At 32.1% G+C, this 18,115-nt stretch carries 18 protein-coding genes; 8 read left to right on the top strand and 10 right to left on the bottom strand.

The genetic code is table 11. From position 1 onward, the window contains the following. Window positions 1–188: 188 nt before the first annotated feature. On the bottom strand, window positions 189–1,646 hold the full coding sequence (gene gltX, locus A3M9_RS0110865) for a glutamate--tRNA ligase (protein ID WP_027309245.1): 1,458 nt from the start codon (window positions 1,644–1,646) through the stop codon (window positions 189–191). Then, entirely contained in the window at window positions 1,647–2,726 is a 1,080-nt protein-coding gene (locus A3M9_RS0110860; protein WP_027309244.1) for an SMI1/KNR4 family protein, read from the bottom strand. 152 nt (window positions 2,727–2,878) lie between these two features. On the opposite strand from A3M9_RS0110860, the gene A3M9_RS0110855 reads away from it, so the two are divergent. The 3 genes from A3M9_RS0110855 (at window position 2,879) to fba (ending at window position 4,991) form a co-directional block, all read left to right on the top strand. After that, window positions 2,879–3,574 (top strand): DUF421 domain-containing protein, encoded by a 696-nt coding sequence (locus A3M9_RS0110855; RefSeq protein WP_027309243.1) that lies wholly within the window; start codon window positions 2,879–2,881, stop codon window positions 3,572–3,574. Continuing rightward, window positions 3,552–3,956, top strand: coding sequence for a DUF4363 family protein (locus tag A3M9_RS0110850; protein ID WP_027309242.1), 405 nt, complete (start codon window positions 3,552–3,554; stop codon window positions 3,954–3,956). The genes A3M9_RS0110855 and A3M9_RS0110850 overlap by 23 nt, the downstream gene beginning before the upstream one ends. A gap of 105 nt (window positions 3,957–4,061) precedes the next feature. Further along, a complete protein-coding gene (gene fba, locus A3M9_RS0110845; RefSeq protein WP_027309241.1) occupies window positions 4,062–4,991 on the top strand; it encodes a class II fructose-1,6-bisphosphate aldolase in 930 nt (309 codons plus the stop codon). 35 nt (window positions 4,992–5,026) lie between these two features. Here fba and A3M9_RS0110840 read toward each other — a convergent pair whose 3' ends face one another. Continuing rightward, entirely contained in the window at window positions 5,027–5,797 is a 771-nt protein-coding gene (locus A3M9_RS0110840; RefSeq protein ID WP_027309240.1) for a carboxypeptidase-like regulatory domain-containing protein, read from the bottom strand. 92 nt (window positions 5,798–5,889) lie between these two features. On the opposite strand from A3M9_RS0110840, the gene A3M9_RS0110835 reads away from it, so the two are divergent. Both A3M9_RS0110835 and A3M9_RS0110830 read left to right on the top strand, forming a co-directional pair. Beyond that, window positions 5,890–6,282 carry a hypothetical protein gene (locus A3M9_RS0110835; protein WP_027309239.1) on the top strand — a complete coding sequence of 131 codons (393 nt, stop codon included), beginning with the start codon at window positions 5,890–5,892 and terminating at the stop codon, window positions 6,280–6,282. 11 nt (window positions 6,283–6,293) lie between these two features. Beyond that, entirely contained in the window at window positions 6,294–7,163 is an 870-nt protein-coding gene (locus A3M9_RS0110830; RefSeq protein ID WP_027309238.1) for a collagen binding domain-containing protein, read from the top strand. Window positions 7,164–7,192: 29 nt separating this feature from the next. Here the strand turns inward: A3M9_RS0110830 and A3M9_RS13770 are convergent, their stop codons facing one another. The 4 genes from A3M9_RS13770 to A3M9_RS0110810 form a co-directional block, all read right to left on the bottom strand. Next, window positions 7,193–8,506, bottom strand: coding sequence for an LCP family protein (locus A3M9_RS13770; protein WP_051350712.1), 1,314 nt, complete (start codon window positions 8,504–8,506; stop codon window positions 7,193–7,195). A 184-nt stretch (window positions 8,507–8,690) separates the two neighbouring features. Further along, window positions 8,691–10,229 carry an alpha-amylase family glycosyl hydrolase gene (locus tag A3M9_RS0110820; protein ID WP_027309237.1) on the bottom strand — a complete coding sequence of 513 codons (1,539 nt, stop codon included), beginning with the start codon at window positions 10,227–10,229 and terminating at the stop codon, window positions 8,691–8,693. After that, window positions 10,226–10,723: a DUF6106 family protein gene (locus tag A3M9_RS0110815; RefSeq protein WP_027309236.1), complete on the bottom strand. Its 498-nt coding sequence runs from the start codon at window positions 10,721–10,723 to the stop codon at window positions 10,226–10,228. Before A3M9_RS0110815 ends, A3M9_RS0110820 begins: the two co-directional genes overlap by 4 nt. 5 nt (window positions 10,724–10,728) lie before the next feature. Further along, window positions 10,729–11,220 (bottom strand): hypothetical protein, encoded by a 492-nt coding sequence (locus A3M9_RS0110810; protein ID WP_027309235.1) that lies wholly within the window; start codon window positions 11,218–11,220, stop codon window positions 10,729–10,731. Window positions 11,221–11,314: 94 nt separating this feature from the next. Between A3M9_RS0110810 and A3M9_RS0110805 the strand changes: the two genes are divergently transcribed. Further along, window positions 11,315–11,842: a class IV adenylate cyclase gene (locus A3M9_RS0110805; RefSeq protein WP_035166453.1), complete on the top strand. Its 528-nt coding sequence runs from the start codon at window positions 11,315–11,317 to the stop codon at window positions 11,840–11,842. A gap of 147 nt (window positions 11,843–11,989) precedes the next feature. On the opposite strand, the gene A3M9_RS0110800 is transcribed toward A3M9_RS0110805, so the two are convergent. Then, the gene (locus A3M9_RS0110800; protein WP_027309233.1) at window positions 11,990–12,895 is read right to left on the bottom strand and encodes an AEC family transporter; all 906 of its coding nucleotides are present in this window, start codon (window positions 12,893–12,895) and stop codon (window positions 11,990–11,992) included. Beyond that, entirely contained in the window at window positions 12,892–13,314 is a 423-nt protein-coding gene (locus tag A3M9_RS0110795) for a thioesterase family protein (protein ID WP_027309232.1), read from the bottom strand. The genes A3M9_RS0110800 and A3M9_RS0110795 overlap by 4 nt, the downstream gene beginning before the upstream one ends. Before the next feature lie 129 nt (window positions 13,315–13,443). Here A3M9_RS0110795 and A3M9_RS13765 point away from each other — a divergent pair, with 129 nt between their 5' ends. After that, a complete protein-coding gene (locus tag A3M9_RS13765; RefSeq protein WP_051350711.1) occupies window positions 13,444–13,881 on the top strand; it encodes a DUF2202 domain-containing protein in 438 nt (145 codons plus the stop codon). A gap of 347 nt (window positions 13,882–14,228) precedes the next feature. Here the strand turns inward: A3M9_RS13765 and A3M9_RS0110785 are convergent, their stop codons facing one another. After that, window positions 14,229–15,887: a nucleoside kinase gene (locus A3M9_RS0110785; protein WP_027309231.1), complete on the bottom strand. Its 1,659-nt coding sequence runs from the start codon at window positions 15,885–15,887 to the stop codon at window positions 14,229–14,231. 166 nt (window positions 15,888–16,053) lie between these two features. Between A3M9_RS0110785 and A3M9_RS0110780 the strand changes: the two genes are divergently transcribed. Continuing rightward, window positions 16,054–17,967: a carboxypeptidase regulatory-like domain-containing protein gene (locus A3M9_RS0110780; protein WP_027309230.1), complete on the top strand. Its 1,914-nt coding sequence runs from the start codon at window positions 16,054–16,056 to the stop codon at window positions 17,965–17,967. The last annotated feature ends 148 nt before the right edge of the window (window positions 17,968–18,115 follow it).

Genomic DNA, 18,115 nt, shown 5'->3' with positions numbered 1-18,115 from the left:
AAAAGTCCGTAATTCGGCACAGGACGTGCCGAGCCGAGCGGCCATCAGGACGATGGCATCGCGAGGGTAGGACTTTTCAAACAAAGAAAAGCTTAGAATTGCTTGGCGAAATGAACGAATGCCCAAGAAATCCTTCATGGGGCTTATAACTTTTTCAACAGCCATATGAACACCTCTAAGTGCTCCTACTACTCTATATCCTTTTTACATTTTTGTAATCTATACAATGTCTCCTCTTTCCCTATAATCTCAAATACATCAAATAGAGGTGGTGATACCTTGGAGCCTGTTACTGCAATTCTAAGGAGCATAAAAAGTATTTTAGTCTTTGTGTTTATTTCTTCACAAAGTCTTCTCATCTCTTCCTCTAAATATACCTTATCCCAGTTTTGTATCTTTTCTAAGTGTTTTATTGACTCATCTAAAAGCCTTATTATTTCATCCTTATCTATTTTTTTAATTGATTCTATTATAAAATCTAAGGAATACTCCCTTGGACTTTCATAAAACATCCTAAAGGCATCCTTTACCTCATCAAGCCTCTTTAGTCTTTCCTGTTCAACTTCAACTATTCTCCTTAATTTTTTATAATCATCCTCTGTCTTCTTAAAATAGTCTTGTCCTTCGATAAAGGGTAAAATAAGCTCATATAATTCCTCTACACTCTTTTTTCTGATGTAGTGTCCATTGTACCATTCAAGTTTTTTAAAATCAAATACAACATTAGAGTTGTTTATATTGTCTAAACTAAACTTATCTATCATCTCATCTATGTTTAAAAACTCTTGACCATCCTTTGGGTTCCATCCTAAAATCACTATAAAGTTCAATACTGCCTCCTTCAAATAGCCCATATCCCTATATTCACCAATATAAAGTGCACCATCCCTTTTTGAAATCTTGCTCCTATCTTCATTTAATAAAAGTGGAAAATGCACATATTGTGGAATCTTGGCCGAAAGCGACTCTAAAATTAATACTTGGCAGAAGGTATTAGGTATGTGTTCTTGGCTTCTCAAAACGTGGGATATATTCATTAAATAGTCATCTATTGCCGTTGCAAAGTTATATGTTGGAACTCCATCTGATTTTCTTATGACAAAATCCCCCATCAAATTTCCATCCCACTTAAGTTCTCCCCTTACTGCATCATTGAAGGTTATTATTTTATTAGGAACTTTAAATCTTACAACAGGTTTTAACCCTTTATTTAGTTTGTCCTCTATCTCTTCCTTTGTTAAATTTCTACATCTTCCTGAATATTTTGGAGGAAGCTTTTGTTCAATCTGCCTCTTTCTTTCCTCCTCAAGTTCCTCCTCACTACAAAAGCAGTAGTAGGCATATCCTTCATCTATCAATTTTTGTATGTATTTATCATAAATATCTAATCTTTCTGACTGCCTATAGGGGCCATAGGGGCCCCCTACATCTGGCCCTTCATCCCAGTTTATTCCGAGCCATCTTAAACCTTCAAATATCCCCTCCTCAGACTCCTTTGAATTTCTTTTCATATCGGTATCATCTATTCTTAATATAAACTTTCCATTATTCTTTTTGGCAAAAAGATAATTATATAATGCATTTCTTGCAGTACCAACGTGACAGTTTCCAGTTGGACTTGGTGCAATTCTAACCCTAACCTCCATCTATAACACCTTCCTATTTAAATTTTTTATATCATTTTCTATTATTTTTGTTAAATAAGAATCTCCTGAAACCTTTGTAATTTTTAGTGCTAAGTTTAATATTTCCTCCTTATCTTCACTACTACAGTAGAGTGCATTTGCACATTCCTCTAAAGCCTGTTTATATCTACCTCTACCAAAATATTCCTCAGCCATAATTTTTCTAAGCTTAGCATCATAGGGGTCAATCCCCCTCATTAATCTTCCCTCTAATAAATCATCATAATCATACATATCCTCAACAAAAAGAGCCACTTCTCTATGGGCATCCTCTGGAATATCTATAAAATCCTCCTGCCAATAACTGTATCCTGTTAGGCACAAGGATTTTTTAAGCGATTTTTTTAAATATGTATAACCATCCATTTTGCCTGAAAAAATAAGGTGTCTCCCAAGTATATAATATGGTGCAAAATAAGTACCGCAGGCCTTTATAGCCATATTTATATAGCTAACTCCCTTTTTAAAATCTCCATTTTCAAGAAAATATTTGCCAAGATAACATAGGCTCTGTACTGCTTTTTTATCTCTATTTACCATAAGCCTATGATAATCTATTTCAGACTTGTATTGTTTTATTTCGTTAAAATCAAAACCATAATCCTTTGATAAAATCAAACATCTTTCAATGCACTCCTTTGAGGCATTTATATTCTCCTCAAAGGAATATTCATCAACACCATTAATCGATGCAAAATAATCATCCAGCATACATCTATATAAAAATGACTCAAAGTTTGAAGACAAAATCACAAAATTAGAAGTTTCGTGAAGGTATAGCCCTATAAAATAATCATTTACATCAGGGCCATATTTATAAAAGCAGTATAAATCACCATTGCTTATGTCCCCAAAGGGAAGAAGCCTAAAATCCATCTTACCGGGAATTCTTAAAATATTTGCAGATATGTTTTCTGGATATTCAAATCTACAACTTCCAAACTGAATATCTCCACCATATCTATATATAAATTGTTTATATTCCATAGGTAAAAAATACCCATATTTCATTTCAAATTTTTCCAATCTCCCTTTTGCCATACCTTAGTTCCTTTCCTTAAAATGTACTAATTAAATTATATTAATAATCCTAATAATTTACAAGCAAATTGCAAACAATTCTAAATAGTTAAAATTGAATTATAGAGGTTAAAAAAACAATTTTGTTCAAATAATACAACATAGGAGGCGAAATTATGGTTGTATTTGTTCGAACAATAATTTTATATATATTCGTCACCCTTGCAATGAGACTTATGGGTAAAAGACAAATAGGTGAGCTTCAGCCCTTTGAACTTGTAGTTGCACTAATGCTCTCAGAACTTGCAACGCTCCCTATGCAGGATACGGCTATACCTTTGATTCACGGAATAATTCCTATCCTAACCTTAATGACACTTGAAATACTAATATCCTTTTTAACCTTAAAGGTTGAATTTTTTAGAAAGCTTTTCTGCGGAACCCCTGATATTCTAATAAAACACGGAAAAGTATCTGAAGAAGAGTTAAGAAGGCAACGCTTTAACTTAGATGACCTGATTGAAGAGCTCAGAATGATGGGATACCTTGACATTGCAGACATTGAATATGCAATACTTGAAACCAGTGGAAAACTCAGCATAATCCCTAAAGCAGAAAAATCGCCTGCAACAAGAGAGGATTTAAACTTAAATCACCAATCTGTAAAGTTGCCAGTTAGTATCATACTTGATGGGGTTTTAAATAAAAAGAATCTATCCATAACTGGTCACGACCTTAATTGGCTTATGGAAAATTTAAAAAGTAAGGGTATTGAAGATATTAAGGATGTGTTTATTGCTATGATAGATTCTAAAGGAAATCTTTTTATTCAAAGGAGGGATAAGGATGAAGAAAAGAATAAAAAGTAATATAAAGACATCACTAATCATCCTCCTTCTCTTTTCATCTATTACATCCATAGGATTATTAGTAAATAATTTTTTAAATAATACATCTTATTCTTTATTAAATTCAATACGTGTTATACAATTAAATATAGAACACGATAATTGGGATGTATCATATAACGAAATTATGAAACTTAAATCTGAATGGGAGAAAGACAAAAAAATTTGGAGTGCTCTAATTCACCACGATGAAATAGATAAAATATCTGAAAATATGGAACTTCTTATAGAATATATAAAGGCTAAGGATAAAACAAATTCATTAAGTCACATTGCTGTATTAAAAAATTATATAGAACATATACCTGAATTGGATAAACTAAGCCTCCAAAATATTTTTTAAAAAAATTATTTGCTTACGCCCAAAAATGTACTATAATATACATAGTGCCTAATTGTCCCATAGGGACTATTTGTGTCCCATAATACATATAAAGGAGGATTTACAATGCCACTTGTTACAACTAAAGAAATGTTTAAAAAAGCCTATGAAGGCGGATATGCGATTGGTGCTTTTAACATCAACAACCTTGAAATACTTCAAGGTGTTGTAAAGGGTGCAAAGGCTAAAAATTCACCAGTTATACTTCAATGCTCAACTGGTGCACTTAAATATGCAGGCCCAAAATATCTAAGAGCTATGGTCGAAGCTGCTGCTGAAGAAACAGGAATTGATATAGCACTTCATCTTGACCACGGCCCAGATTTAGATGCAGTAAAACTTGCAATAGCAAGCGGATTTACTTCAGTTATGTTTGATGGTTCACATTATGATTTTGAAGAAAACATAGGAAAGACTAAGGAAGTTGTTGAATATGCACACGCACACGGTGTTGTTGTTGAAGCTGAACTTGGTGTGCTTGCTGGAGTAGAAGATGACGTGGTTGCTGCTGAGCACGTTTACACTGACCCAGACCAAGCTGTTGAATTCGTTGAAAGAACTGGATGTGACTCCCTTGCAATAGCTATTGGTACATCCCACGGTGCCTTCAAGTTCCCACCAGATTATGAACCACAACTAAGATTTGATATACTTGAAGAAATACAAAGAAAGCTTCCAAACTTCCCAATAGTTCTTCACGGTGCATCAGCAGTTGATCCAGAAACTGTTGAAATGTGCAACAAGTTTGGTGGAAACATTGCAAACGCTAAGGGAATTCCAGTTGAAATGCTAAGAAAGGCTGCTTCAATGGCTGTATGTAAGATAAATATGGATACAGATTTAAGACTTGCTATGACAGCCGCAATAAGAAAGGTATTCGCAGAAAATCCAGCTGAATTTGACCCAAGAAAATACCTTGGTGCTGGTAGAGATGCTATACAAAAGGTTGTTGAATACAAGATCGAAAACGTTCTTGGTTCAGCAAATAGACTATAATATAAAGCAGACCTATATGGTCTGCTTTATTTCCATTATTTTTTTGCATAAGAAACTATTGAGTATTCCCCTCTTTCAACATTATAAAAGAGATACTCCCCTTGTGAGTTTGTTCTTGTAAATTTTATAAACCTTCCATCCTTTGTTTGAAGCACAACAAGTGCATCCTTTACTCTATTACCTTCATTATCTACTATAACACCACTTATAGTACCATAAATCATATTAGGTTTAATTTGAGGATATATAGTTAATGAATTAAGTCCAGGTCTTAAGCATATTTTTTCTTTATAGTAAAACATATTGTTTTCTGCCTTAATAATATATATTCCGCTTGCAACCTTATCAATAAAAAAAACACCATTCTTATCTGTAACAGTTCTTTCACATAGTGTAAGTATTCCATAATAACAGGAATATAATTCTACTTGACACATATCAACTGGTTTATTATTAAAAACTACTCTTCCAACAAAAATAGATAGTATATTTTCAAGCTTATTCAATATTATTGTTACGCTTAATTTTTGTCCATCAAATAAAAATATATTCTGAAAGTCTGATGTAGAATATCCTTCACAGGTTGCAAATACCTTATAGCAATTCTTATTATCAAAAATAAATAATTTAAAATTTCCACATCCATCAGTAATTGTATGTTCAATGGGGTTAGAAAACACATCTAAGACTTTAACACAGGCACCACATATACCTTGTCCCTTCGAATTTGTAACTCTTCCTTCTATTATTTTTATAGCATTTTTTCTTTCTTCTATCCTCCCATCAATTCTAATCTCATTATCCATAAAATCACCACCAATTCCACCTACTACATATTATTCACAACATACTTTTTTTTGTCATATTATATTACAGGAAAGAAAAAGGAGTATTTTCTATGCCAATTGATATTAGAAAGGTAATGATGTACTTTGAAGAAAAGTTCAATTTAATATACAGTAAACTTGATACTTTAAACAACTCCTTTTGTATATGTGAAACTATTACTAAAAGTATTACAAGGGAAGAGACGATTATAATAAAGCCTACCACTCAAAATATTATAATCAAGGACATAATTGTATCATCTACATTTGATGATAACCCTATGTGTGAAATTAAAGTTAACTTTGGATTATCCTATGTAATATTCGTTATAACAAAGGAACAGCCAACTCTACACATAAATCTAACAAATGGAATACTACTTAAATACAATCTACCTGCTACAGCAAAGATTGAAAATGGTTGTAGCAGTGCATCCATAACTTTAATCTACAAAACTCTTTAGGGGGGATATAAATGTCAAATCAAGTAAGTGACCTATATATTTTAGGTCAATCAGTTGCAAAGCAGCTTACAGGTATAGGACAAGAAATTCGTATTGACCTTGACCTACAGCCAAACCCAAACATTGACTCAGGTACAATTATAGGTACTATTAAGGATGAAAACGGAAACCCAATACCTGGTGCAATAGTAAAGATATTTGATGCACAGGGTAACCCAATAGCCCACACCTTTACAGATGCACAGGGTAATTATACCTTCTCTCCATTCCCTCCTGGAACACAATACTATATATCTTCAATTGCTCCGGGATTTATATTTTCACCATTACAACTATTTGCACTTCAACCACGACAACAGCTTCAAATTGACATTACACTTACCTCTGACCCTAAGGCAAACCTTTCTATTATTGCAGGTGATGTATTTACAACAACAGGTGAACCAATACAAGATGCCATAGTTCAGCTATTTAAAGTAAACCAAGACCAAACAGAAACATTAATTGGAACAACCTTTACTAACCAAACAGGACAATTCCTATTTATGGATGTAGACCAGGGAACCTATAGGGTACGAACAAGTAAATTTGGATATATAGGGGATACTTCAACTATATTAATAGATGCAAATAGAATGATTGGTAAGCTTGTTATCACACTTAACGTTGATCCAAATGCTTCAAAGGGTACTATCTCTGGTTATATTAAAGATGATAACAATCAACCAATTGCAAATGCTGTTGTTACTCTCTACAGTGTTGAAACAGATGGTAAACTTACACCAATTAAGTTTACAAGAACTAATGCTCAAGGTATGTATCTATTCTCAGATGTTCCAAACGGTAACTACAAAGTTAAGGCTAATAAATTATCTGTATAATAAAAAGTGCCCAGAAATCTGGGCACTTTTTATTGTCCTTTATTTTGTTCACCTGTGCTTTGTCCATCGTTATTTTGCTGACCTGTCTCTTGATTATTTTCTGATTGGTTACCCTTCTGTTCATTTCCACCCTGATTCGATTGACTACCTTGGTCAGCATTTCCTTGGTTATTGTCTTGTTTATTGTTTTGCTCCGTTGTTGTATTTTGCTTATCTTTATCACTACTATTTATTTCGTCTTGTTTTTTATTATCTATATAATCATCAACATCCTGTGAATCCGTCTTCTTTTTTGTCTCTTCCTTTGGTATTTCCAATTTTATAACCGGTGGTTTCTTCCCTCGTTTATCAATAGGCTTGTCTTGTGAATGATAGTTGTTTACCATATAAATAGGTGCATTAGACGAAGCTCCTGATGCTGAATATAAAAACTTTTCAAGCATAATAGCATTCTTTTGAAAATCAGGTATTAAAACACTCATACCATTCACATAGGTATCCTCAAAGGTATAATCAAAGGGCACCCTTGCCTTTTCAACTGGTGTATTTCCAAATTTATAGGCAGTGTATCCTATATTCATAAGTTTAGTTGTAGGAATATTTGTTTTTATATATGGAAGTACTGCCTTTGCTAACTCTGGCAGTTTAAATACACTTACACCTCTAACCTTATCAATTAAAAGTCCTAATACCTTTCTTTGTCTCTCGGTTCTCTCATAATCTCCATTACCTACTTTTCTTATTCTACAATAGGAAAGTGCCTGTTGCCCATTTAGTTTTTGATAGCCAGGTGCTGTAAGTAAAGTTGAGTTTTTGCCATTTACCTCTTTTATATATTTATTGATTTCATCTACTTCATAATCCTTAACCTCAACCTCTACCCCTCCAAGGGTATCAATAACATCTTGGAAGGCATTAAAATCTATGCAAATATAATATTGAACGTTAACCTGAAAATCCTCATATAAAGTTTTCATTAAAAGTTCTGGTCCACCTAATGTAAAGGCAGCGTTTATTTTATGAGGCCTGTACCCTGGTATTGGAACATACATATCCCTCATAAAGGAGGTAAGTTTTATTGTTTTATTGTTTGTATCTAATGTTGCAAGTATTATGGAGTCTGTTCTTGCAGCCTCTCCCTTTTCTCTTGCATCAATTCCTATTAAAAGTATATTTATAAAACCTTTTTCTTCTTCATATTCAAACTTTTGCCTTTCCTCTTCAGATGAAAAGAAATCCTTTGGAGTTGGAACGTGTATTGTATCATTTATATAGTAAAAAACGCCCAAAGTTAGTCCAATTAAAACAATTAATGGAATCAATATATATTTTAGCTTCTTCATATTAACCTCCCTAATGATAGTATATACCTAATATATTATGCCACAAAAATATAAAGGAGACAATTGAATTATATGAATAAAATGTAAAAAACTCTTAAACTACAATTAAAAATTTAAAAGGTTGAATTATATAAAAGAATAGCCATTTTGTTGTATTTTCTCAACAAAATGGCTATTATATGCTTTATTTATTTGTAAAAATCACATAATCATAGGGCTTGAGTTGATATTTTTGAACTCCGTTTTCTGTAACTTCTCCAGCATTTCCCTTGATTATTTTGTTAAATCCATTGTCATTAATTAGTTGCTTATCAATCAGTACATTTTCTTCCCTTATGTTTACAATAACAAGTCTCTTCTCGCCATTTTTATCCCTTATAAAAGAAACAGCAAGGGGTGTTGTATCAAAGGAGACTATATCTCCATATTTCATTACATCATCGCTTAATCTAAACTTAATAAAATCTCTATAGAAGTTAAGTAGTGAATTTGGATCCTTATCCTGTTCTTCTACAGATGGTGAATACTCTCCTACATTGTGTTTTATTAACTCCCACTTTGTTTGTCCTTGGCCAGTTGTTCTATACCACTTAAAGGGTTCCCTTATTTCTTCATCTGGTTTATGCCCCTTCATTCCTATCTCTTCACCATAATATATAAATGGATTTCCTGGTAAACTTAAATAAATTGCTGCTGCTGCCTTGTTCTTTTCTACACTATCAAGCTTTGACATAACTCTATCCATATCGTGGTTTGTTAAAAATGGTGCATCTACATAGTCTTTGTACTCTGCTTTATATGCATCATAGGTATACTTTAATCTTTGAGAGAACTTTGTAGAGAAGCCTGTGTTTAATGCCTCAATTATTTTTTCTGCAATGTTGAAATTGAAGCAGGAATCAAAGGCTGTAAAGAATGGTGCTATCTTTGATTCTGAATCCCAAACCTCCCCAACTATATATGTATCATTTTTAACGCTTCTTACATAGTTTGAAAATTCCTGCCACCAAGCAACTGTGTCCTTAAACCTCTTACCATCGTATATATGCAGTGCAGCATCTATTCTAAATCCATCAACACCTTTATCTATCCAAAACTTTGCTGCATCCTTTATTTCCTTTCTTACCTTTTTATTATCAAAATTCAAATCTGGCATCTCTGACCAGAAGGTAGCATAATAATAGTTTTTACTGTCCTTAGTATGCCAAGCCTTTTGTCCTATACCTGAAAGCTCTCTTAGATTTGTATCCTTATCTGACCAAATATAATAGTCCTTATACTTTCTGTCTCCCTTTAAAGCCTTTTCAAACCAAGGATGTTTACTGCTGGTATGGTTTGGAACAAAATCTAATATTACTTTTATTCCATTTTCGTGTGCCTTCTTAACTAAATTTTCGAAGTCCTCCATTGTACCAAAATCCTTGTTTACATCCTTATAATCTGTAACATCATATCCGTGATAACTTGGTGATGGATATATAGGGTTTAGCCATATTGCATTTGCTCCTAAACTTTTTATATAGTCTATTTTTTCAGCAACTCCCTTTAAGTCTCCTACTCCATCTCCATCAGAGTCATAGAAGGACCTAACAAAAATTTGGTAAACTACAAGTCCATCCTGTTTTTTTCTTGGTGCAATCGTTTGCTCTTTTTTAAAAAAGCACCCTACACTTGATAGTAGAGCAGCTAATGCTAAAAATAGTGCTAAAAATCGTTTTTTCATATTCTTTTCCCCCTGTTATATAAATTTATTAGTTTTAACATCTCCTCATCTGGTGCTATATACCCTGCCTTTTTACCCTGTTTGTTATATAAAAAAACATATCTATCCTCATTGCAATTCCAAGGTATAAACAAATTCTTCTTTGTTCTATCTAAAACCTTTATTTCACTTTCTTTACCGAAGGCTTCAAACTCCTTAACATCAATATCCAATAGTGTTTTTCTCTTTTGTTTGTTGTATATTGCATCTATTTGAAGGTTTCCATTTGTAAATATATACTCATATTCTGTATACTGCCTATTTCTCATATACAGCATTAAATATGTAATTATACTTAATAGTATAAAACCTATAAAAAACTTAATATTAAATGTAAACAAAGTAAAAAGCAAAGCTATTGAAGAAATGAATCCAAAAGCATAAATCAATACATTAAAGACTACATAGAGACTATTTTTTTCTGTTCCTAAATGTTGCTCATAGAACTTGTCCATAAAAACTACCTCCTAAGTTTCACAATCTTCGTAAATATTATATCATATAAATAGAATAATACCTGCAAAATTAAAAATAAAAATAATGTAATAAACTTCATATCCCTTGTAATATTTATTGTAAATATATTTCCGCTTACCATATATACTAAAAATAAAATTGAATTAAACCACAAAAACTTAAACAATATTTTTTCCCTCCGATTTAATGAAGACAGTTCTATAAAGTAATTTATTATTGGATAGATACCTAAAAAGCTATATATAATCCAACACAGACTATTACATCCAAAAATATAAAGTAAAATTAAAGAATAAAAATAGGCTATAAATCCAAAACTCACTCCACATTTTTTTATTGGATATGATAAAATAAAGGTTGTTATCAATATAATTATTAAGTTTAAAAATAATATATTGTTTAGTTTTTGTGAAGTTATCATTATCATAGAAGTTAGTGTTCCAACCAAAATTGATATATTTAAATCTCTCCTCATTCTATACACCCTTAAGCTAAAATTATTAAAAATATTAATAATATTTTACAATAATTTAAATAAAATTTCTACACTTTATTTTGGAGGAATTGCTATGAAGGAAATAGAGGTTAAAGTTTTAAATGTTGATTTGGAAAAAATAAAGGAAAAACTAAAATCTTTAAACGCAGAAAAGGTTAAGGAGGAAAATCAAAAAAACTACTTCTTTAGTCTGCCAAACGGGGAAAATGGCTATGTAAGAATAAGGATAATAGAAGATTTAATAGATAGAAAAGAAAAAATTACACTTTGCATAAAAAAAATATTTAAAACTGATTTTGCAAGACAAAATATAGAACACGAATTTGAAGTATCTGATTTTAATGAATGCATAAATTTTTTAAATGAATTAGGTATAAATGATTTTAAAAGGGAAGATAAGCATAGAGAAAGCTATATATTAAATGGTACATTAATAGAATTTGATACTTGGGATAAGATAGTTTTCCCTATCCCATATATGGAAATTGAGGCTCCAAGTATTGAAGCTTTGGAGGATATATTAAAAATTTTAGACATACCAAAGGATAAAATAACATCAAAGGGGCTTTTGGAGATTAAAAGGGATATGGGATTAATTTAGCTACATATTGTTAAATAAAGCGACATTTATCACCTAAAATATAGTGGTAAATGCCGCTATTATTATATCTAAACAAAAGCCTATTAAAAAAATTATATATAAATTTGCCCCACGAAGAATTTCTTAGGCATTCTTTCAATTATACTTCTACTTTAGCAGTATTAAAATGGCTGGAATAGTTACTACTGATAAGATAGTTGTTAAGAAAACAACCTTTGAGGCGTATTCTGGATTTCCTCCATATTTTTCTGCCATAATAACTGTATTGGCAGCCGCAGGCATTGCTGTTATTATTACAGGAATGTTTAAATAAAAGTCCTTTAGTCCAAATAGGTTCAAAATAAAATAAACTATTAAAGGAATTGCAATTAATCTAATAAAGGAACCAAAATATACTGAAAATCCCTCAAAAATTGATTTTATCTTTGCATCTGCTAAAGTAGAACCAATTATAATCATAGAAAGAGGAGTTGTCATTGAACCGACCATTTCCAATGTTTTAATAACAGGTGCAGGAAGTTCAACTGAGAAAAGGAATATGATTAAACCTATAAAAACTGATAATATTCCTGGATTTAATATTGCCTTTCTTAAATTTTGTTTGTCCCCTCTGCCTGAAAATATAAAAACTCCAGCTGTCCACATCAATATATTAAAGGGTATATTAAAAAGTGCCGCATAGAAAAGTCCTATTTTACCATAAATACTCTCTACAACAGGATATCCCATAAAACCACAGTTTGAAAAGACAGTTATAAACCAAAGAACTTTATATTCATCCTCATTAAACCTTTTATAAATTATACTTCCTAATAGGAGTAAAACTGTATGGATTACCGTTGATATTAAAAATAGTTTTATGCCTAAATTGAGCATATCCGTTGAGAATTTAAAGTTGAAGGAGGCTATAATCATAAAGGGGAGTGTAACATTTAATAAAAGTTCTGAAAGACTTTTATTTACCTCAGGGTTTATTAATCCCCTTTTTCTTGATATATAACCCACCACCATAATTAAAAAAAGAACGATTACTTGAGTTACTATTGTATTCATCCTTTATCCTCCAAATTACTTACTATATTTTTTAAAAACAGTTCATATATTTCCTTATTAAATTTATTAAGTGCTATTGGTTTTAGGTTGTTATCGGTAAATCCGTGTACTGTATAACCTTCTGCTAAAAGTGTTCCTCCTCTATATACTTTATATCCAAATTTTACCTTAACTCTTGAAACTTCTAAAATACTTGCTTCTATTTCAATTAAATCATCATAATAGGAGGGACTTTTATATTTTACATTCACCTCTACTACAGGAAGCATAAGTCCTATTTCCTCAAGATGTCTATAATCAAATCCTAAACTCCTTAAAAGTTCTGTTCTTCCTACATCAAACCAAACTATGTAATTGGAATGATATACAATACCCATCCTATCAGTTTCCTTATACCTTACTCTAAACTGTGTCTTCATTTAAATCACTCCCTTCAATATATAATTTATCATAGTTTATGTTAAAAAAACATAACAAAATTGATTTTTAAATATAAATTTACAAAATCTTTTATGATTTTTATAATTAATCTTAAGGAGAGTGATATTATGTATGGAGCAGTAAGGGCAAAACTTGATAAAAATCCTACATTAGAAAATATGCTAATCTATGCAATTGAAGATGAATATCTTGCAAGAACAGAATATGAACTTGCCCTAAAGGCACTTGGAGATGAAAAACCCTTTAACAGCATTATAAATTCTGAAGTTCATCATATAAATTGGCTAAAGGAGCTGATGCAAAAGTACAATGTAGAAATTCCTGATGATAAATCTTTAGAATATCTTAAGGAACCCCTCTCTTTAGATGAGGCACTTGAATATGGAATACACGCAGAAATTGAAAACATAGATATGTACGAAAGGTTTTTATCCCTTGAAATACCAGATGATGTAAGAGGTGTTTTTAAAAAGTTAAGGGATGCATCAAAGGGCCACCTTTTAGTCCTTAAAAACAGAAAAGAAGCAAAACAAACAAATGCCTAATCCCTTTATCGGACTTTTTAGATAACTAAAGTGTTGCCTTTTTTAGATTGTTGATAAACATACTTGTTAGCTGAATTTTGAAAAAGCCCCATAAAAGGATTTCAAAAGGCTCTTTCATAAGCTTTAGCAATTCTTAGCTTTTCGACTTTGGAAAAGTCCGTAATTCGGCACAGGACGTGCCGAGCCNAGCGGCCATCAGGACGATGGCATCGCGAGGGTAGGACTTTTTCAAACAAAGAAAAGCTTAGAATTGCTTAGCGAAATGAACGAATGCCTAAGAAATCCTTTATGGGGCTAATCAATATATAACTTTTTAAAAAGACTGAAGGGCCTTAGCCCTTTTTTTATTATTCGAAACAGCTTCCCCCTATAAATTCCTTTATTATAGAATTCTTTGGAATTATATCCTCATCCTCAACTGATATAAAATATTGCAGGAAGGATAGAAGCCTTTTTGCTTCAATGTAGGCTGGGCTATCCTTTTTAATCTCAAGAAGAAGAGGTTCCGCATACTTTTTAAGTATGCTCATTTCATAAACAAGGGTTGAATTAAACATTGCATCTGCATCCTCTTGGAATGGGAAAATGTTTTTCTCTTCTCCTCTTCTTACACTTGGCCAAGACAGGATAGTAGCCTCTGCATTTCTTCCCCTTGAACGATTGTCCCTTACAATTCTTCTAAGCAGCCTCACATCAGTTGTGGGTATTCTATTGTGATTATCAATATTTAATTGAGTTAAGGCACTTATATATATTTTAAACTTATTTTCCCTTGGGATTGCATTTGTTAGCATTTCATTTAGTCCGTGTATTCCTTCAATTACAAGAATAGAATTAGATTCCATTTTATATTTATGTCCCTTCCATTCCCTTTTACCTTCTATAAAATTAAAGGTTGGAATCTCTACTTCTTGACCATCTAAAAGTAATGCAAGGTGCTTATTAAATAGCTCTAAGTCAAGTGCATATATTGACTCAAAATCATATTCTCCATTTTCATCAAGGGGAGTTTTTTCCCTATCTACAAAATAATCATCTAATGATATCGGATGAGGCTTTAATCCTAAAACCCTCAATTGAATAGACAGCCTCTTTGAAAAGGTTGTTTTACCTGATGAAGATGGCCCTGCAATTAATACAATCTTTACCTTATCCTTGTTTTCATAAATTTTATCTGCAATTTGAGCAATCTTTTTCTCGTGAAGTCCCTCTGCAACTAATATTAATTCATTCATCTCCTTATTTACAACCTTGTCATTTAATGCACCAACATCTGCAACATCAAGTATTTTTGCCCACTCCTCCGTCTCCTTAAAAACCTTTGCAAGCTTTGGCACATCTCTAAACTTAATTAGCTTTGTAGGATCATTTTCTTGAGGATAAAGAAGCAAAAATCCTGGATCGTGGAATTTTAAATCAAATAGCTTTAAATACCCTGCTGAAGGCACCATTGGCCCATAGAAGTAGTCATAAAGATATCCACATCTATATAAATTTATATAAGCAAGATTTACATATTTTAAAAGTCTTAATTTATCCTTCATTCCATAGTTTTGGAATATCTTTAGTGCCTCCTCCTTCTTAACCTTAATCTTTTCAAAGGCCTCATCCGCATCTATAATCTCCTGCATCCTCTTTTTTATAAGTTCAATATCCTTCTCCTCTATCTTTCTTTCATAGTGTATCTCTCCATATAGAGCCTTATTTAAGGAATGCTCTATAGTAACCTCTGCACCAGAAAATAGATCCTCAACAGCCTTAATCAATACAAAGGTTAAACTTCTTAAGTATGTTTTTACACCGAGGGGACTTTTTAAAGTTATTGGAAGAACTTCAACATCATAGTGAATCTTTTTAGTTAGCTCTTCAATTTCTCCATCTACCATTGCAACAACTGGATCCTTAAGGTCTTTTCCTGTCTTTAATATATCAAGTAAACTACTTCCAACATTTGCCTTTAATATTTCTCCAGTATCCATTCTCTTTACTGTAATTAGTTTTTCCATAGTTATCCCCCTTTTATAGAGTGTAGTTTATTATATGCAATATTTCATTAAATGTTACATTTACAGTTTATTATATTTTACATAAATATTTTGTTTTTTTCTACTTTAGTTTATCAAAAATAATTGCCTCAACATATATTATATTGAAAAGATAAGGGGGGATAATATGAAAACCTTTGCTGTATATACAGCTAATTTAAACTCATCCAGCGTAACTTGTATTGACACAACCACTGATAAAGTTATCGCTAATATACCTGTTGGAAGTAACCCCTATGATGTAGTGGCAACCCACGACGGCAGATATGTATTTTCATTAAACTCTGGTGATGGAACTTTAAGTATGATTAACACAACAACAAATACTGTAGTATCTACAATAACAGTCGGACAATTTCCTATGTCTGGAGTAATAAGCCAAGATGACCTATTCCTTTATGTAGCCTGTCGTGACAGTGAGTATATTGCTGTTGTAAATATCTCAACTCAAACTTTAGTTACTACAATACCTCTTAATTTTAAACCTGTTAGGATGGCTATTACACCTGATGGTAAATATATATTTGTACAGTGTATAAATGCCTTTAATGTACCTGTAATTGATACAGAAACTCTATCTATTATAAAAAGAATTACTCTTCCTACCTCTTTAACCTATACACCAACCGATCTTTTAATGAGTAAAGACGGAAAATATGTATACTTTGTAAGTTACCAAAGACCTTTTATAGGAATGATATCTGTTGAAAATCTTGAACTTTTAACACCTTATATAACCTTCACATCAGGAGTATTCAATCCAACATCAATATGTACCTCTCAAGATGGGAAATATGTATTCGTTGCAGGTTTAAGCAGAACAACTGGTATGATAATGCAGCTATCTACAGCACCTCCTCTTAGAATAATAAAGACCAAATTCCTATTTGCTGTACCCTATAAATGCGAAACAACTCCAGACTCTAAAAAACTTATTACACTTAATTCAACTTCAGGTAGTATAACAATATTTGATATAAACAATCTTGATAGTAATAAAACAGTATATTTAGGAGGTTCTTTAACCGATATTGAAATAAGACCAGAATCCAAAATTGCCTACGTTACAAACCAAAGTTTAAATATAGCAATAAGAGTTGACCTTGAACACGCAAATCCAGTATCTGCACTTCCAACAGGAAACTATCCTATTTCGCTGCACGGTACTTTAATAGAAGTTCCAACACCTTCCTCACTGCTTCTATGTAGAGCATTAAAAGCAGAAACAAATGATATAGAACTTACCAAAAATGCAAGTATTAATATAACTGTAACACCTACCCTCGACCAAAGTCCTGAAGCTATAATATATGGAAATATCACTGCCCCAGACAACAATCCTATTGTTAGTGCTTCAGTAAAGGTTCTTACCACCGATGGATATACAATTTATCACGATATAACCGATAGCAAAGGTTTCTTTACAGGAAGACTTCCTGCGGGAGAATATACCTTAATAGTTGTGTCTCCAGACTACAATTTATCCTATGTTGGGGATTTTATATTAGAAGGCGGAGAACAGAAAAATTTAAGCCTACTACTAAATGACAATATGGTATCTAAACTTGGTGTAATATTTGGAGAAGCTTTAGGAAGTACACTTGAAGGAATAGTAAATGGCGGTGCAAATCTTTATAGAAATGAAGATGGAACAGATAGATTATATGTTCACAGTTTCACAAGTATAAACGGAAGATATAGAATAGCATATATACCTCAGGGAATATACACCTTAAGAATTGCAGCTAATGGCTATCTCCCACAGGATTCGCTTGTTGTAATAGATAAAGACTATATGGTAATATCCTCAACCAATAAACTTTCTAAAGATCCTACAAATCCTCAGGGCAAAATATCAGGTACAGTTATGTATAATGGCGTACCTGTTGATAAGTGCCTTGTTGAAATCTATAGACGTGATAGGGATATGAAATATGTTGTTGCAATAGCTGAAACAAAATCCGATGGTTACTTTGAATTTGGAAGCCTTCCTGCTGGAACTTACTTTATAGAGACATTTAAGCTTATTCCTCAAAACTAATTATTTTTTAAAATTAGTATGAGGACTTCTAAATGCTCATACAGTTTGTTGACAAATCTGTTTGTTAGCTAAAGTATGAAAAAGCCCCATGAAAGGATTTCAATGGGCTCTTTCATGAGCTTTAGCAATTCTTAGCTTTTCGACTTTG

This window comes from Caloramator sp. ALD01 (assembly GCF_000472625.1).
In the GTDB taxonomy this organism is placed as follows: domain Bacteria; phylum Bacillota; class Clostridia; order Clostridiales; family Caloramatoraceae; genus Thermobrachium; species Thermobrachium proteoclasticum.
This window is presented reverse-complemented; position numbering and strand designations above follow the sequence as displayed.

Excerpts from the sequence above, each read along its gene's own strand:
- gltX (WP_027309245.1), bottom strand. The coding sequence starts at position 1,646 with ATGGAGGTTAGGGTTAGAATTGCACCAAGTCCAACTGGAAACTGTCAC.
- A3M9_RS0110860 (WP_027309244.1), bottom strand. The coding sequence starts at position 2,726 with ATGGCAAAAGGGAGATTGGAAAAATTTGAAATGAAATATGGGTATTTT.
- A3M9_RS0110850 (WP_027309242.1), top strand. The coding sequence starts at position 3,552 with ATGAAGAAAAGAATAAAAAGTAATATAAAGACATCACTAATCATCCTC.
- fba (WP_027309241.1), top strand. The coding sequence starts at position 4,062 with ATGCCACTTGTTACAACTAAAGAAATGTTTAAAAAAGCCTATGAAGGC.
- A3M9_RS0110840 (WP_027309240.1), bottom strand. The coding sequence starts at position 5,797 with ATGGATAATGAGATTAGAATTGATGGGAGGATAGAAGAAAGAAAAAAT.
- A3M9_RS0110835 (WP_027309239.1), top strand. The coding sequence starts at position 5,890 with ATGCCAATTGATATTAGAAAGGTAATGATGTACTTTGAAGAAAAGTTC.
- A3M9_RS0110830 (WP_027309238.1), top strand. The coding sequence starts at position 6,294 with ATGTCAAATCAAGTAAGTGACCTATATATTTTAGGTCAATCAGTTGCA.
- A3M9_RS13770 (WP_051350712.1), bottom strand. The coding sequence starts at position 8,506 with ATGAAGAAGCTAAAATATATATTGATTCCATTAATTGTTTTAATTGGA.
- A3M9_RS0110820 (WP_027309237.1), bottom strand. The coding sequence starts at position 10,229 with ATGAAAAAACGATTTTTAGCACTATTTTTAGCATTAGCTGCTCTACTA.
- A3M9_RS0110815 (WP_027309236.1), bottom strand. The coding sequence starts at position 10,723 with ATGGACAAGTTCTATGAGCAACATTTAGGAACAGAAAAAAATAGTCTC.
- A3M9_RS0110810 (WP_027309235.1), bottom strand. The coding sequence starts at position 11,220 with ATGAGGAGAGATTTAAATATATCAATTTTGGTTGGAACACTAACTTCT.
- A3M9_RS0110805 (WP_035166453.1), top strand. The coding sequence starts at position 11,315 with ATGAAGGAAATAGAGGTTAAAGTTTTAAATGTTGATTTGGAAAAAATA.
- A3M9_RS0110800 (WP_027309233.1), bottom strand. The coding sequence starts at position 12,895 with ATGAATACAATAGTAACTCAAGTAATCGTTCTTTTTTTAATTATGGTG.
- A3M9_RS0110795 (WP_027309232.1), bottom strand. The coding sequence starts at position 13,314 with ATGAAGACACAGTTTAGAGTAAGGTATAAGGAAACTGATAGGATGGGT.
- A3M9_RS13765 (WP_051350711.1), top strand. The coding sequence starts at position 13,444 with ATGTATGGAGCAGTAAGGGCAAAACTTGATAAAAATCCTACATTAGAA.
- A3M9_RS0110785 (WP_027309231.1), bottom strand. The coding sequence starts at position 15,887 with ATGGAAAAACTAATTACAGTAAAGAGAATGGATACTGGAGAAATATTA.
- A3M9_RS0110780 (WP_027309230.1), top strand. The coding sequence starts at position 16,054 with ATGAAAACCTTTGCTGTATATACAGCTAATTTAAACTCATCCAGCGTA.